The 14,789-nt window shown below is 71.5% G+C and carries 13 protein-coding genes; 9 read left to right on the top strand and 4 right to left on the bottom strand.

Features of this window, described 5'->3' with window-relative positions; genetic code table 11:
• The first annotated feature begins 42 nt into the window (after positions 1–42).
• Together FHU34_RS30025 and FHU34_RS30020 are read left to right on the top strand one after the other, a co-directional pair.
• Positions 43–1,146 (top strand): hypothetical protein, encoded by a 1,104-nt coding sequence (locus tag FHU34_RS30025; RefSeq protein ID WP_208745222.1) that lies wholly within the window; start codon positions 43–45, stop codon positions 1,144–1,146.
• The gene (locus FHU34_RS30020) at positions 1,139–1,870 is read left to right on the top strand and encodes a hypothetical protein (protein WP_145786004.1); all 732 of its coding nucleotides are present in this window, start codon (positions 1,139–1,141) and stop codon (positions 1,868–1,870) included. Before FHU34_RS30025 ends, FHU34_RS30020 begins: the two co-directional genes overlap by 8 nt.
• Positions 1,871–1,880: 10 nt before the next feature.
• On the opposite strand, the gene FHU34_RS30015 is transcribed toward FHU34_RS30020, so the two are convergent.
• On the bottom strand, positions 1,881–2,936 hold the full coding sequence (locus FHU34_RS30015; protein WP_145786003.1) for a hypothetical protein: 1,056 nt from the start codon (positions 2,934–2,936) through the stop codon (positions 1,881–1,883).
• A 123-nt stretch (positions 2,937–3,059) separates the two neighbouring features.
• Here FHU34_RS30015 and FHU34_RS30010 point away from each other — a divergent pair, with 123 nt between their 5' ends.
• Positions 3,060–5,366, top strand: a complete 2,307-nt coding sequence (locus tag FHU34_RS30010; RefSeq protein WP_145786002.1) for an esterase-like activity of phytase family protein — start codon at positions 3,060–3,062, stop codon at positions 5,364–5,366.
• 311 nt (positions 5,367–5,677) lie between these two features.
• Here the strand turns inward: FHU34_RS30010 and ligD (FHU34_RS30005) are convergent, their stop codons facing one another.
• On the bottom strand, positions 5,678–6,595 hold the full coding sequence (gene ligD, locus FHU34_RS30005) for a non-homologous end-joining DNA ligase (protein ID WP_145786001.1): 918 nt from the start codon (positions 6,593–6,595) through the stop codon (positions 5,678–5,680).
• On the bottom strand, positions 6,585–7,526 hold the full coding sequence (gene ligD / locus FHU34_RS30000; protein ID WP_145786000.1) for a non-homologous end-joining DNA ligase: 942 nt from the start codon (positions 7,524–7,526) through the stop codon (positions 6,585–6,587). The genes ligD (FHU34_RS30005) and ligD (FHU34_RS30000) overlap by 11 nt, the downstream gene beginning before the upstream one ends.
• An 85-nt stretch (positions 7,527–7,611) precedes the next feature.
• Here ligD (FHU34_RS30000) and ku point away from each other — a divergent pair, with 85 nt between their 5' ends.
• The 6 genes from ku to FHU34_RS29970 all read left to right on the top strand — a co-directional run bounded on the left by ku (position 7,612) and on the right by FHU34_RS29970 (position 12,915).
• Positions 7,612–8,637, top strand: coding sequence for a non-homologous end joining protein Ku (ku, locus tag FHU34_RS29995; protein ID WP_145785999.1), 1,026 nt, complete (start codon positions 7,612–7,614; stop codon positions 8,635–8,637).
• A gap of 74 nt (positions 8,638–8,711) precedes the next feature.
• On the top strand, positions 8,712–9,350 hold the full coding sequence (locus FHU34_RS29990; protein ID WP_145785998.1) for a DUF4241 domain-containing protein: 639 nt from the start codon (positions 8,712–8,714) through the stop codon (positions 9,348–9,350).
• 145 nt (positions 9,351–9,495) lie between these two features.
• Positions 9,496–10,173 carry an FKBP-type peptidyl-prolyl cis-trans isomerase gene (locus FHU34_RS29985; protein ID WP_145785997.1) on the top strand — a complete coding sequence of 226 codons (678 nt, stop codon included), beginning with the start codon at positions 9,496–9,498 and terminating at the stop codon, positions 10,171–10,173.
• Positions 10,174–10,362: 189 nt separating this feature from the next.
• Positions 10,363–11,190: an SCO6745 family protein gene (locus FHU34_RS29980; protein ID WP_145786470.1), complete on the top strand. Its 828-nt coding sequence runs from the start codon at positions 10,363–10,365 to the stop codon at positions 11,188–11,190.
• Positions 11,187–11,876: an HAD family hydrolase gene (locus FHU34_RS29975; protein WP_425280600.1), complete on the top strand. Its 690-nt coding sequence runs from the start codon at positions 11,187–11,189 to the stop codon at positions 11,874–11,876. The genes FHU34_RS29980 and FHU34_RS29975 overlap by 4 nt, the downstream gene beginning before the upstream one ends.
• Positions 11,877–11,904: 28 nt before the next feature.
• Positions 11,905–12,915: an NADPH:quinone reductase gene (locus FHU34_RS29970; RefSeq protein WP_145785995.1), complete on the top strand. Its 1,011-nt coding sequence runs from the start codon at positions 11,905–11,907 to the stop codon at positions 12,913–12,915.
• Positions 12,916–13,102: 187 nt separating this feature from the next.
• Here the strand turns inward: FHU34_RS29970 and FHU34_RS29965 are convergent, their stop codons facing one another.
• Positions 13,103–14,737, bottom strand: coding sequence for a fatty acid--CoA ligase (locus FHU34_RS29965; RefSeq protein WP_208745238.1), 1,635 nt, complete (start codon positions 14,735–14,737; stop codon positions 13,103–13,105).
• Positions 14,738–14,789 lie beyond the last annotated feature (52 nt).

Genomic DNA, 14,789 nt, shown 5'->3' with positions numbered 1-14,789 from the left:
ACGGTACGGATGACATCCCGGAAGCCCTGCCGAGGAGCCCCCATGCCGGCCGAGCCTGACCCCGCCGACTTCACAGTGCCGGCCGAACCCGTCGTAACCCGCCGCGCCACCACCCTTCCGCTGCGGCGCAGGCTCCCGCCGGTGGTCGCGTTGCTGCTGCTCGCGCCCTGGGCGGCCGAGTGCTCGTGGGGTGGCTTCGCCATTGACGACTTCCTCCCGGTGCTGATCTTCCTGGGTCCGATGTACGGCGGCGCGGCGATCCTGATCCGGGAGACCGCCCGGCACCTCGGCGCGGGCTGGCCGACGATAGTGCTGCTCGCCGCCGCGTTCGGGGTACTCCAGGCCGGGCTGGTCGACCAGTCGCTGTTCAACCCCGACTTCCTCGACGACACCCAGTACGCCGACACCCGGGCCGCCGCCGAGGCGACGCTGGTGCCGGGGCTCGAATTCAGCCTCCGGCAGGCCTTCGACTACGTGGGCAACCACATCGTGCTGACGATCTGCGCGCCGATCGTGTTGATCGAGTCGTTCCTCGGGGCGGACCGCCGGCTCCGGCCATGGCTGGGCCGGCCCGGGCTCGTCGTGGTGGGCGTGCTCTACCTGCTCGGCAGTCTGCTGATCTTCTCCGACAGCAGCGGACGGAAGGACTTCCTAGCGAGTCCACTCCAACTGGCCTTCGCCGGTGTGGTGGTCCTCGCCCTCGTAGCGACGGCCCTAGTGCCCCGCTGGCGTCGCCCCGGGCCGCGCCGCGCACGCCGGGTGCCGCATCCGCTGTGGGTGGGCCTGCTGGTCGTCCTCGTCCGCTTCGGCACCGACCTCACGCCGGGCTGGGCGGGGGTGGCCATCGCGCTGGCGCTCTCGGCTGCCGCCGGAGGGCTGATCGCCTACTGGGCGGCGCGCAGCGGTTGGGGCCAGCGACACGTGCTCGCCGCCGGCTCGGCGAGCCTGGTCAGCGCCGCCGCGTTCGCGTACCTCGTGCCGCCGTACTCCCCGGCGAGCCCGGCGGCAGCCCTGGCCGGTGACATCGCGGTCACCGTCATGACCGTGGCCCTGGTCGGCGGCGCCTGGTGGCGATCCAGTGAGGGCAGGCGGACGGCGACTACACTCGCGGCCACACCGCTTTCGAGGGAGCCGCGCAGTGGGTGAACTGCTGTCCACGGTGGTGCAGGTCATCAGCTCGTACGTCACCAGGCTGCTGGACCGACGGGCGGTGTCCCAGGATGCGAAGGTCGGCGCCGATCTGCTGGACGTGATCCTCACGCTTCAGGAGCTGTGCCTGAACGGCGAGCGCCTCCTGACCCTGGCCGACACACTGATCTCCAGCGGCGAGTCCCGCGCCGACGACCAGTCGGAGTTCACCGCCCTCCTGCACCGGCAGTCCGCGCTGATCAACCAGCTTCGAAGGAGTATCGACGGCTCCCGGGCGCTGCTCGCCACCGTCGACGTGGACTTCGCGTTCGCGATGGCACCCTTCCTCGACGGCAAGTCAGGGTTGCTGACCCGCTGGCAGCAACAGGCCGCCCTCAGTCAGTTCTCCACCACGACGTTGTTCTTCCTGCCCGCCGAGGCCGTCACCCGGGTGGTGGCCGACAGCCCGGCCGCGTCCACGGCAACCACGCTCGACCGCAACCGGACGGACTTCGTGTTGGTGGTGGCGAACGAGGTGCGCAACGCGCGCCGGAGCGAGGTCCCGGACATCCGAGCGGTCGCCGACGACAAGCGCGAAGCAGTGCTCCGGGAGGTGGAGCACGCCCGCTCCGAGATCGAGACCGCCCGGGTGCTGTGTGGGCGACTGCTCACGGCGACTCAGGAGGCCATCGGCGCCGATGCCACCGCCCAGCTCCGGCGGACCTTGACGGGCCGGGGCTGACGGCGCTGACTCAGGAACGGTCCCAGTCGTAGCCGGCGCGGGCGAACGCCACACTGCCGTCACCGCTGACGGAGGCCTTCAGAGAGAGCAGCCCCAAGGCCCGGGTGAAACCTTCGATGTTGGAGCGGAGGCGCGAGAAGAGTCCGCTGCCCTTCAGCTCGTCGGCGATGCGGATCTCGTCGAGTGACGCGGACCGCGTGGTGAAGGACAGCCGCAACTCGATCAGCGCCTGGAAGACCCCGGACGGCGCGATACGCATCGAGACCGCTCCACCGCCCTCGATGTAGAGCGACACCTCAATCCTCGCCTCCGGCAGGTCCGCCGCCAGCACCTCGCACACCTGGCGTGGTGTCAGCTTCATCCACTGTCGCCAGGCGGCAAGGAAGTGGTCGTCAGCCCGGGTGACCGTCAGTACCGGTTCCATCGCCCGCAGGTCGGCCACCGTCAACGCCTCGATGGCCGGTCGCTCCCCGGCTCGGGCCTCCTCGTACGACGCCAGTGGCACTCCCGCCTCCAGCAGGAGCCGGTCCCAGTACGGATCGGGCCAGAACGGCCCGGCCAGGAATTCGCCCACGTGGCACCACAGCTCGTGCCAGAGCCGAACGGCACGTAGCGGCCGCAGGCCGAGGCGCAGGGCACCGACGATGGCGCACCGGTGCACCAACAGCGTCGCGGTGAGGGCGAACAGGTTCACGTCCGGGCGGTCGGCCCCATCCAGCGCCCGGACGGATTCGCGCTCCAGGTCGGTATACGTGACCATCTCCGGCGCGTCGGTGATCCGGACCGGAATCTGGGTGTCCAGCAGCGAGTTGACGTCGGGTGGCACCCACCCCAGGTTGTCGTTCAGCAGCACCAGGCGTACCTCATGGTCCTGCTGCCGCGCCTGGAGCTGGAGGTACGGATCCCCGGTCGGCAGCACACCGTGCTTCAGCCAAGTCACCGCCTCGGCGTGCAGGCGCAGGCTCTCGCCGATCGCGGGCACCGTGACGACCAGGGCGGGGCCACCGGTCACCACCTTCAACGCCGGAATCTTACTCAGAGCATCGACAATCTCACTCTGCCGCATGGTCGCACTGTAGCGGCCGGCACCTCGTGGCTGCGCGCTTCGCCAGCTGTTCACGTCGGCGCAAGCTGATGCTCCCCGACAGGTGTCAGCCTCCGTGCGGGTACGACCTAACGGAGGAAGTCCTTGACACTCAGAAGAGCATTCACCGCGCTCACCGCCGCCGGTGTCGCCGCCGCCAGCCTGACCGGGGCCACCCCCGCGTCGGCCGGCGGACACCACCACCCGGGCGCGTCACTCGCCTTCGACCGGGTCGCCACGTACCCGGTGTTCCAGAACCGCCCGACCGGTGAGGACCCGGCGACCGCGACCGTTGCCGAGATCTCCGCGGTCAGCGAGGACGGCCGCACCCTGGTCCACACCGACGCGCTGGCCAAGCGGATCGGTTTCCTGGACATCTCCCGGGCCGACCGGCCGCGCGGCCTCGGCACGCTCTCCCTGGCGCAGCTCGGCGACGCCGAGGACGAGCCGACCTCGGTCGCCGTGGTCGGGAAGTACGTGCTGGTGGTGGTGAACACCAGCAGCAGCTTCACCGAACCGTCCGGTCGGCTCGACGTGATCGAGCTGGCCAGCCGCAAGCGGGTGGCCAGCTTCGACCTGGGCGGCCAGCCCGACTCGATCGCGATCAGCGCTGACAAGCGGTACGCCGCGATAGCCATCGAGAACGAGCGCGACGAGGAGGCCACCCCACCCGGCGGCGAGGAGGGCGACCTGCCCCAGGCACCCGCCGGTTTCGTGCAGATCGTCGACCTGACCGGGAAGGCCCCGGCCGGGTGGCGGCTGCGCCCGGTCGCGCTGACCGGCGCCGATGGCAGCGCGTTGCCCGCGCTGGTCCAGGCGGGCCTCGCCGCACCCACCGACCCGGAGCCGGAGTACGTCTCGATCAACAGCCGCAACCAGCTGGCGGTGACGCTCCAGGAGAACAACGGCGTCGTCCTCGTCGACCTACCCACCGGCCGGATCACGAAGGTGTTCAGCGCGGGCACCGCCACGATCAGTGGGATCGACACCAAGAAGGACGGTGTCATCGACCTGACCGGCAGCATCACCGACGTGCCGCGCGAGCCGGACGCGGTGGCCTGGATCGACGACCGGTACCTCGCCACCGCCAACGAGGGTGACTGGCACGGCGGCACCCGCGGCTGGTCCGTCTTCGACAGCCGCAGCGGCCGGGTTGCCTGGGACGCCGGCACTACCTTCGAGCGGCTCGCCGTCACGTACGGGCTGCACAACGAGGACCGGGCCGGCAAGAAGGGCACCGAGCCGGAGGGCGTGGCGGTCGCCGAGTACGACGGCGTGCGGTACGCGTTCGTCGGCTCGGAACGCAGCAACTTCGTCGCCGTGTACGACCTGGGCAACCCCACCCGGCCGGTGTTCAAGCAGGTCCTGCCGACCACCAACGGGCCGGAGGGGCTGCTGCCGATCCCGTCGCGCGGGCTGCTCGCGGTCTCCAGCGAGGAGGACGACGCGTCGGTGAACGTCCGGGCGTCGGTGTCGCTCTTCCAGCTCGGTGAGGGCACGCCGACGTTCCCGAGCATCGTGTCCGGCACCGATCGGGGCGGCGCACCGATCGGTTGGGGCGCGCTCGGCGCGTTGAGCGCGGCACCGGGCAAGCGGGACCAGCTCTACAGCGTCACCGACGCGGCGTACACCCAGACCCGCATCCTCACCATCGACGCGAAGCGGACGCCTGCCGTGATCACCGGTGCGCTGCCGGTGAGGGACGCGGCCGGAGCACCCGTCGGGTACGACGCGGAGGGCGTCTTCGCCCGCCCGCAGGGTGGCTTCTGGCTCGCCGTCGAGGGCGCCAAGGGCGCGGAGAACAAGCTGGTCCGGCTCGACGCGGCCGGGGTGACCCGGCAGACCGTCGCGCTGCCCGCCGAGGTCGCCGCGGGTCTCGGTAAGCAGGGCCTGGAGGGCGTCACGGCGACCACCGACCGGCAGAGCCGGGAGATCGTCTGGGTGGCCGTGCAGCGGGAGCTGAGCACCGACCCGGTCGGCGTCGTCCGGCTCGGCCGGTACGACGTCACGGCAAGCACCTGGAGCTGGTTCGGCTACCAGTTGGGCGCCACCACAGTGCCCGGCGACTGGATGGGCCTGTCCGAGATCACCGTGGTCGGCGACCGGTTGGCGGTCATCGAGCGGGACAAGCTGAACGGCCCAGCCGCCACGGTCAAGCGGATCTACACGGTGCCGCTGCCGGGCGCGGCGATGACCGGCCCGCTGACGGTGCTGCCGAAGACGCTCGCCGTCGACGTGCTGCCCGCGATGCGCGCCACCAACGGCTGGACCCAGGAGAAGCTCGAGGGTCTGACCGTGGCCGGCAACGGCGAGGTGTACGCGATCACCGACAACGACGCGGTGCAGGACGCCACCGGCGAGACGGTGCTCCTGCGGCTCGGCTCCAGCCGAAAGGTCTTCGGCCGCAACTGACCCACCGCCAGTCCCCAACGGCCGGTGTCCACCCTGATGGTGGGCGCCGGCCGATCACATCAGGTGATCTCGGCACGGGGGCGCACCGCCCACCTCAGAGCCTTTGCTTTGCTTACCTATGTGCGACGCGCACGCTCCGCGAGGGGGCTTCCACCCCTCGACAGCGCGGCCCGCCATTGATGCCCCAGGTCAAAGCGGTGTCGCTCATAGGTATGCAGAGCAAAGGCGGCGGGTGACCCGGGCGGGACACCGCGGTCCGTAACACTCTGTTGCTGGTATCACCCATGGGCCATCTAGGCGTTCGTCGTCACCTAGCGTGAGACTGGCAACTCCGTGCCGCCGTCGAGCAGGGGCGCGAGCAGGTCGTCGTACTCCTCGACCCGGGCCAGGACCTCGGCGGCGGTGAACTGCCGGACGGCGGGCTTCCGGCCGCGGGCGCCGGCCTCCACCTCGTCCCACGTCAGCGGCGTCGACACCGACGGCACCGACTGGGCCCGCAGAGAGTACGGCGCCACCGTCGTCTTAGCCGCGTTGTTCTGGCTCCAGTCGATGAAGACCTTGCCCGGTCGGAGGTTCTTCGCCATCTTCGACACGATCAGCTTCGGGTGGGCCTTCTCCAACTCCTGGGCGATCCGTCGGGCGTAGTCGGAGACGAGATCGGACGACTGGGTGCCCGCGATCGGGCAGCAGAGCTGCATGCCCTTCTTGCCGGAGGTCTTCGGGTACGACTCGATCCCGTCGTCCGCGAGCCGGTCCCGCATCAGCACCGCCACCGGGCAGCACTCGGCGAGCCCGGCCGGCGGCCCCGGGTCCAGGTCGACGACCATCATGTCCGGGTGTTCGCCGACCTTCCACTGCGGTGTGTGCAGCTCCAACGCGGCCAGGTTGGCCAACCACACCAGCGTGGGCAGGTCGTCGGCGACCACGTAGTCGATGGTCTCCCGGCCCTTCGTCGACCCGGGTGCGGGCAGGTTCTCCACGCGCACCCAGTCCGGGGTCGCGGCCGGCGTGTTCTTCTCGAAGAACGACTTGTCGTCCACCCCGTTGGGGAAGCGGATCCGGGTCACCGGCCGGTCCCGCAGGTGCGGCAGCAGCACCGGGGAGATCCGGGTGTAGTAGTCGATCACCTCACCCTTGGTGAAGCCTGCCGCCGGGTAGAGCACCTTGTCCAGGTTGGACAGCTCCAGCGGGCGGCCCTCGACGTCCACCCGTAGCCGCTCAGCCGGCATCGTCGACCTCCTCCGGAGGTTTGTCCGGGCGCAACCGCAGCACCCGGGGGAAGCGCAGCCGACCGTCGGGGGTGCGTTGGCCGTACTTCACCTCCACCACCACCCGGGGTTCTACCCAGATGGCTCCCCGGGCATCCTCGCGCGGCACGCCGGGCGCGAACGGCGACGCGCCGGACCGCAGCGGCTCCAACTCGGCGAGGAGCTGCCGCTCGATGGCCGCGCCGATTCCGCCGCCGACCCGACCCCGGTAGATCAACCTGCCGTCCGGGCCGGGCACACCGACCAGCAGTCCGCCGATCCGGCGCGCGCCCGGTCGCCAGCCGCCGACGACGAAGTCACCGGTCACCTCCAGCTTGACCTTCACCCAGTCCGGTGAGCGCACCCCCGGGCGGTAGACGGCACCGACCCGCTTGGCCATCACGCCCTCCAGGCCGTGCTCACCGGCCGCCTCGTAGGTGGCCGGGCCGTCGGCGAACATCGGCGGCACCGCCCACCGGGGGCCGCCGAGCGCGAGCGAGTCCAGGGCCTCCCGACGGCGCTCGTACGACCAGCCGGTCAGGTCGTCGCCGTTGAGCCGCAGCAGGTCGAAGATCATGTACGTCACCGGCATCACCGCCGCCAGCCGGGCCGCCTTGTTGCGGTCCCGCACGTGCATCCGCTCGGCCAGCGCGGTGAACGACGGCTGCCCGCCCTCGCCGAGCAGCACCACCTCGCCGTCGAGCAGCGCGTCGTCGACCTGCTCGGGCAGGGTGGCCAGCTCCGGGTACGCGGCGGTGATCTCCACGCCGGAACGGGCATACAGGTGCTGACCACCGCCTGCGATGTCGGCGAGCGCGCGGACCCCGTCCCACTTGAACTCGTACGCCCAGCCGTCACCCGCCGGGAGCGGCCCGGTCATCGCGAGCATCGGCTTGAGCGGCGCGCCGGGCACGACCCGACTGTAGTAGCAGGCCGAACACCTCGCGTCCGGTTCTTTCGGATGCGAGCATGGTCGATACCGGGGAAGGGAGCGCAGGATGCGTGCCATCTGGAAGGGAGCCGTGTCGTTCGGGCTCGTCTCGATCGGGGTGAAGCTCTACTCCGCGACCGAGGAGAAGGACATTCGGTTCCACCAGGTGCACCGCGAGGACGGCGGTCGGATCCGATACAAGCGCACCTGCTCGGTCTGCGGCGAGGAGGTCACCTACGACGACATCGCCAAGGGCTATGACATCGGTGGCGGCGAGATGGTGATCCTCACCGACGAGGACTTCGCCGACCTGCCGCTGACTAGTTCCCGCGCGATCGACGTGCTGGAGTTCGTACCGGCCGAGCAGGTCGACCCGATCCTCTACAACAAGGCGTACTTCCTGGAGCCGGAGGGCGCGGCGACCAAGCCGTACGTGCTGCTACGCGACGCGCTGATCGACTCGGAGCGGGTGGCCATCGTCAAGGTGGCGCTGCGCCAACGGGAACAGCTGGCCACGCTGCGGGTCCGTGAGGGTGTGTTGCTGCTCAACACGATGCTCTGGCCGGACGAGATCCGTACCCCGGACTTCGGTTTCCTCGACGAGGACCTCAAGGTGCGCCCGCCGGAGCTGGCGATGGCCAGCTCACTGATCGACTCGATGACCGGTGAGTTCGAGCCGGACGTCTTCACCGACGACTACCGGGCCGCGTTGCAGGAAGTCATCGACGCCAAGGTGGAGGGTCGGGAGGTCGTCCAGCCGGAGGAGGTCGAGGAGGCGCCGGCCGCCGCGGTGGACCTGATGGCCGCGTTGAAGGCGTCGGTGGAGCGTGCCAAGGCGGCCCGCGGCGAGCAACCCGCCCGTGGCGGCGGCGGCGGCGAGCCGACGCCCATCTCGTCGGCCCGGTCCGCCCAGAAGGCGGCCGAGAAGAAGGCCGCCAAGGCCCCCGCGAAGAAGACCACGGCGAAGAAGACAGCCGAGAAGAAGACGGCCGAGCCGGCGAAGAAGACAGCCGCCAAGAAGACGCCAGCGAAGAAGACGGAGCCGGCGAAGAAGACGGCCGCCCGCAAGACCGCACCCCGCAAGAGCGCCTGACCGGTACGGCAACGGCGGCGGTGTCCGCCGGGCCGGGTACGCTCCGCCGGCCGCTGGCCACCGGAGGAGCCCCCATGCCGTACACCCCTGATCTGGACCGGTTGTTGACGCCCGGAGCCCGCTTCACCGACCAGCACGGCGCGTACCTGATCGAGGCCCACCCGGTGGACGACGTCGTGCTGCCGACCGGTCGGGTGGTCGGGTGTGACCCGCTGGTCTGCCCGGAGGCCGAGCCGTTCACAGTGACAGTGCCGCCGGGGCGGTATCCCGCCCGCGCCTGGGTGGCAGTGGTGCTCCGCGAGGACGCCGAGGTGGACCGGCGGGTCGCCGCGTTCGAGCTGATCGTCTCCGCCGAGCCGACCACCAGCTGGGAACCGGCCGTCGCGGGCGACCAGGACGTGGCCGCGCTCGGCGCTGACGACTACTTCGGGTACGGGGTGGACGCCGGCGTCGGCACCCTCGCCGATCCGACGGCGCTCGCCGCCCTGGAGGGCTGGGACGAGGACCGGATCGAAGAGGTCTTCATCCCTGACGAACTGCCCGCGTCCCCGGTGCCGGGTCTGATCACCGCTGTCCTGGACGAGGCCAGCGGTGCCAACGTCGTCACCGTGGCCACCGGCTGGGGCGACGGCTGCTACGGCACCTGGATCGGTCGTACCGCCGACGGACGGGTCACCTCGTTCGTGACCGACTTCATGGTCGTACCGGAATAGCGCCCGGGAAGGTCCCGGAACTGCCTCGCTGGGCGATCCGAGGCGTCCGCGGCGGGCACGGTGGGCCGCGGTGCGGGTACCGTGTGCGTCGGCTTTCCCCCCGGCACCGGGTGCCGGCCACACTTCGCAGCAGGGAGTCGACGACGTGAGCGAGCGGACGCAGCAGAAGGGTCCGGACCAGAGCCCGGCGACCAAGTCGGGGCGCCGGTTGGCCGCCCAGTTGGCGGCGAAGAAGGCAGCCGACGCGAAGCGACGTCGCCAGGCGTGGGCGGGCGGCCTCGCCGGCGTCGCGGTGATGGCGCTGCTGATCGGCGGTTTCGTGTGGATCGACGCGAAACGGAGCGACGACAAGCCCGCCAACCAGGCCGGCGCGACCCCGTCCGCCTCTGCTCCGGCCCCCGACGCCCCCGGTGCTCCGCCCGCCCCGCAGCTCCCCGAGGGGGCCGACCCGGCCCTGGGCACCAAGCCGACGGTGACGCCGGGCACCGGTGACCTCAAGAAGCTCACTGTCACCCCGCTGATCAAGGGCACCGGCCCGGCCGTGCAGAAGGGCCAGAACATCACCACCAACTACGTGGGGGTGTTCTACAAGGACGGCAAGGAGTTCGACTCCTCCTGGAAGGGCGGGCAGCCGGCCACCTTCCCGATCGGCGTGGGTCAGGTCATCCCCGGTTGGGACCAGGGCCTGGTCGGCGTGACCGTGGGCAGCCGGGTGCAGCTGGATATCCCGGGCGAGTTGGCGTACGGCAACGACGAGGCCAACGCCGGCGGACGCCCGACCGGTCCGCTGCGCTTCGTGGTGGACGTTCTCGCCGCCCAGTGACCTGACCGAATCGCCCCGGTTGTCCACGGATCGCGATGGAGTTGTTCACATGGGGCTTCCGGCCCGTCACCCACCGGCAGTAGGTTCGGCGTCACCCCGGGCGGTTCGCCGCCCGGGGTGAGCATCCGTAACCGGGACGCGGAGGTGCGTGTGACGGCGCTGGACGAGGCTGGACGGACGGCCCGCGTGATGTGGGCGCACTTCGAGCCGGTGCACGCGGTCACCTACCTTCACCCCCGGGCCCGTGCCGCATACGAGGCGGTCGGGTTGCGCGGCTACTGGCGGGGCTACTTCGCCGGCCGGGCCGCGCCGCTGGGCGCGACCGAGGCGGCGCCGGTGGTCGCCGCCTTCTTCAACTTCGCGCCGCCGATGGTCGCCCGGGCGCTGCCTGCGGTGTGGCGGTTGGCCACCCCGCAGGAGGCGCTCCGCGCCCGCCTGACCGGCGCGGTGCAGGCGCTCGCCGAGCTGACCTACGAGCTGCCGGAGTCGCACCTGGCCGAGGCCGCCGACCTGCTGGAGCGGGCCGCCTCGGCGGTGGAGACCGCCGGCCGGGTGCTCGGCGCGGCCAACGCGGCGCTGCCGGTCGGGGAGTACCCGCTGGCCCGGCTCTGGCAGGCCGCCACGACGCTGCGCGAGCACCGGGGGGACGGGCACGTGGCGGCGCTGGTGGCCGCCGGGCTGGACCCGGTCGAGACGTTGGCCGGGCGGGTCGCTCTGGACGGCTCGCCGCCGCAGTACCTGCTGGGGCGGGGCTGGTCCGAGGAGCAGTGGAAGGCCGCCCGCGAGCGGCTCACCCAGCGGGGCTGGCTGACCGGGGACGGCGCGGCAACCGAGCACGCCCGGGCCGAGTTCCAGGCCGTCGAGGACGCCACCGACAGGGCCGCCGCGCACCCGTGGCGGGCACTCGGCCCGGACGACACGAATCGGCTCCGGGAGCTGTTGGAGCCGATCGCCAGGTCCGGCCACACGCTGCTCCCCGAGGGCAGCCCGCTCGGCCTGCCCGCGCTGCCCGGCTGACCGGGCACCCGCCGGTCGGGCAGGATGGTGCCGTGACGGATGCGGTGGTCTTCGACCTGGACGGCGTGATCGTGGATTCCGAGCCGGTGTGGGAGGAGGTCCGCCGGGCGTACGTGGCGGCGCACGGCGGGACGTGGCAGCCGGACACGCAACGTCGCCTGATGGGGATGAGCACCGGCGAGTGGGCCCACTATCTCAGCGGTGAGCTGGGCGTCGACCGCACCGCCGAGCAGGTCGCCGCCGAGGTCGTCGAGGAGATGACCCGGCGCTACCGGGACCACGTACCTCTCATCGACGGCGCCGACCAGATCGTCCGCCGGCTCGCCGGGCGCTGGCCGCTGGGGTTGGCCAGCTCGTCACCGACCCGGCTGATCGAGGCGGCGCTGGCCGCCACCGGCCTGACCGACGCGTTCGGCGCGACCCTCTCCACCGAGCAGACCGAGCGGGGCAAGCCCGCGCCGGACGTGTACCTGAGCGTCGCGGGACGCCTCGGCGTCGACCCGGCCCGCTGCGCGGCCGTGGAGGACTCGTCCAACGGGGTGCGCTCGGCGGCCGCGGCGGGCATGCGGGTGGTGGCGGTGCCCCATGGTTCGTACCCTCTCGACCCGGACGCCGCCCGGCTGGCCACCGTGACGCTGGGCGCGATCGGTGAGCTGACCCCGGAGCTGGTGGAGGGCCTGGGTTGACCCGGGCCGGGCGGGGTAGAGACCACGAATGAAGGCCATCGTGTACGAGCGGACCGGCGACCCTTCGGTGCTGGAGCTGGTCGACCGGCCGGTGCCGGAGCCGGCTGCGGGCGAGGTGCTGGTCCGGATGGCGGTCTCGGGGGTCAATCCGACGGACTGGAAGTCCCGCCGCAACTCCGCACCGGACGGGTGGCAGATTCCCGGGCAGGACGGCGCGGGGGTGGTGGAGGCCGTCGGCGAGGGGGTCGACCCCGACCTGATCGGTGAGCGCGTCTGGATCTGGGAGGCGGCCTGGCAGCGGCCGTGGGGCACCTCGGCGGAGTACACGCTGGTGCCGGTCCGGCAGGCGGTACGCCTCGGCGACGCCCCGTTCGAGCTGGGGGCGGCCCTGGGTATCCCGTTCCTCACCGCGCACCGCTGTCTGACCGCCGGCGAGTTCATGCCGGACACGCTGCGCGCCGGCGCGTTGGCGGACCACACAGTGCTGGTGCAGGGCGGGGCGGGCGCGGTCGGCAACGCCGCTATCCAGCTCGCCCGCTGGGCCGACGCCACTGTCGTCGCGACGGTGAGCAGTGCGGAGAAGGCGCAGCTCGCGGCGGCGGCCGGCGCCTCGCACGTGATCAACTACCGGGAGCAGGACGTGGTCGAGGAGGTCCGCCGGATCGCCCCCGACGGGGTCCACACGATCGTGGAGGTCGCCCCGGCCCGGAACGCGGCGGTGGACGTGCAGGTGCTGCGGCACGGCGGCGCGGTCTGCATGTACGCGGACAACGGCGGGAGTGAGGTGAGCATCCCGATCCGGGCGATGATGGCGCCGAACGCCCGCTGGCAGTTCGTGCTGGTCTACACCGAGCCGAAGGCGGCCAAGGCGCAGGGTGTGAAGGACGTGGCCGCGGCGGCCAGCCAGGGCGCGCTCCGGGTCGGCGCAGAGGCTGGCCTGCCTCTGCACTACTACCCGCTGGCCGAGACGTCGGCGGCGCACCAGGCGGTGGAGGACTCGACGGTGGGCAAGGTGCTGGTGACCACCAGCGACGCCTGATCGGGTCGCGGACCACCCGATTTCTCCGTCATCAGGACAGAAGCGAAGAACTTTCGCAACAATGACGGTGCGGGTCATCCGCGTGGAACGGGCGGCCCCGGCGCGGTGCGAACGCCGGGGCCGCCCCCTGGGGAGGGATCTTCAGGAGTTGCCCCTGCCCCAACAGGCGACAGTGCCTGGGAAAACGTTACGGGGCTGTCAGCTCCCGGACAGTCAGCTCACCCTCGGCGTACCGCGAACGGACGACCTTCTTGTCGAACTTGCCCACGCTGGTCTTCGGCACCGCGTCGATGAACGCCCAGCGCTCGGGCAGTTGCCAACGCGCCACCGAGTCGGCCAGGAAGTCCCGCAGCTCCTCGGCGGTCACCGAGGCACCCTCCCGAACCACGACGGTGGCCAGCGGTCGCTCGTCCCACCGCTCGTCCGGCACGCCCACCACGCACGCCTCCAGCACCGCCGGGTGGGCCATCAGGGCGTTCTCCAGCTCCACCGACGAGATCCACTCACCTCCGGACTTGATCACGTCCTTGGCGCGGTCGGTCAGCGTGATGTAGCCGTCCGGCGAGAGGGAGCCCACGTCCCCGGTACGCAGCCAGCCGTCGCGGAACTTCTCCACGTCCGGGGCATCCTCACCGACGTACCGTGCGGTCACCCACGGCCCACGGACCTCCAGCTCGCCCACGGCCGTGCCGTCGGCGGGCAGCGCCTCGCCCGACGGCCCGACGATCCGCGCCTGCACACCCGCCGGCACCCGCCCCTGCGTGTAGCGGTAACGCCAGGCCTGCTCCCCGGACACCCCGGCGGGTGGACGCGAGACCGACCCCAGCGGTGACATCTCGGTCATGCCCCAGGCATGGATGACGTCGATCCCGTGCCGCTCGTCGAACGCGTGCATCAGCGCCGGCGGGCAGGCCGAGCCGCCGACGATCACCTCGGTGAGCGAGGAGGTGTCCACGTCGTGGCCGTCCAGGTAGGCCAGCAGATCCGTCCAGATGGTCGGCACCGCGCCGGCCAGGGTGGGCCGCTCGGCGGCGATCATCGCGGCGATCGGCGCGGCCTGGAGGAACCGGTCCGGCATGATCAGCGACGCGCCGGAGAGGAAGGCCGCGTACGGCAGACCCCAGGACATGGCGTGGAACATCGGCACGATGGCCAACTCCCGGTCGGTCGGCCCGAGACCGAAGCCCTCCGGCATGCAGACCTGCAACGAGTGCAGGTAGATCGAGCGGTGCGAGTAGGCCACGCCCTTCGGGTTGCCGGTGGTGCCCGAGGTGTAGCAGAGCGCCGCGGCGTCGCGCTCGTCCACCTCGGGCCAGTCGTACACCTCGGGCCGGTCGGCGAGGAGCGCGTCCCAGTGGTGCACAGTGATCCGGTCGCCGGCTGCCGCCACCAGCGGCGCCGGGTCACCACCGCCGACCACGACGACGTGCCGCACCGTGGTCAGCTCGCCGATCACCCGGGCCAGCAGCGGGATGAGCGTGGTGTCGACGAGCACCACCCGGTCCTCGGCGTGGTTGGCGATGTAGACGACCTGGTCGGGGAAGAGCCTGATGTTGAGCGTGTGCAGCACCGCGCCCATGCTCGGCACCGCGAAGTAGGCGACCAGGTGCTCGTTGTTGTTCCACATGAAGGTGGCGACTCGCTCGTCACCTGTCACGCCGCACTCGTCACGCAGCGCGTGCGCCAGCCGGGCGGCGGAGCGGCCCACCTCGGCGTACGTCATCCGGCGGGGTTCGGCACCGGTCCAGGTCACCACCTCGGCCGTGCCGTGCACTCCTGCGCCGTGATCGAGGATCCGGGAGACCTGGAGAGGGGCGTCCATCATCGTGCTACGCATGGGTAACAAGTTAGTGTCGCCGGTCACACGTTGGGAA

The organism is Micromonospora taraxaci, from assembly GCF_007830095.1.
Taxonomy (GTDB): domain Bacteria; phylum Actinomycetota; class Actinomycetes; order Mycobacteriales; family Micromonosporaceae; genus Micromonospora; species Micromonospora taraxaci.
This window is presented reverse-complemented; position numbering and strand designations above follow the sequence as displayed.

Bases quoted from the DNA above. Each gene is read 5' to 3' on its own strand.
- FHU34_RS30025 (WP_208745222.1), top strand. From the start codon at position 43: ATGCCGGCCGAGCCTGACCCCGCCGACTTCACAGTGCCGGCCGAACCC.
- FHU34_RS30015 (WP_145786003.1), bottom strand. From the start codon at position 2,936: ATGCGGCAGAGTGAGATTGTCGATGCTCTGAGTAAGATTCCGGCGTTG.
- ligD (WP_145786001.1), bottom strand. From the start codon at position 6,595: ATGCCGGCTGAGCGGCTACGGGTGGACGTCGAGGGCCGCCCGCTGGAG.
- ku (WP_145785999.1), top strand. From the start codon at position 7,612: ATGCGTGCCATCTGGAAGGGAGCCGTGTCGTTCGGGCTCGTCTCGATC.
- FHU34_RS29990 (WP_145785998.1), top strand. From the start codon at position 8,712: ATGCCGTACACCCCTGATCTGGACCGGTTGTTGACGCCCGGAGCCCGC.
- FHU34_RS29980 (WP_145786470.1), top strand. From the start codon at position 10,363: ATGTGGGCGCACTTCGAGCCGGTGCACGCGGTCACCTACCTTCACCCC.
- FHU34_RS29970 (WP_145785995.1), top strand. From the start codon at position 11,905: ATGAAGGCCATCGTGTACGAGCGGACCGGCGACCCTTCGGTGCTGGAG.
- FHU34_RS29965 (WP_208745238.1), bottom strand. From the start codon at position 14,737: ATGGACGCCCCTCTCCAGGTCTCCCGGATCCTCGATCACGGCGCAGGA.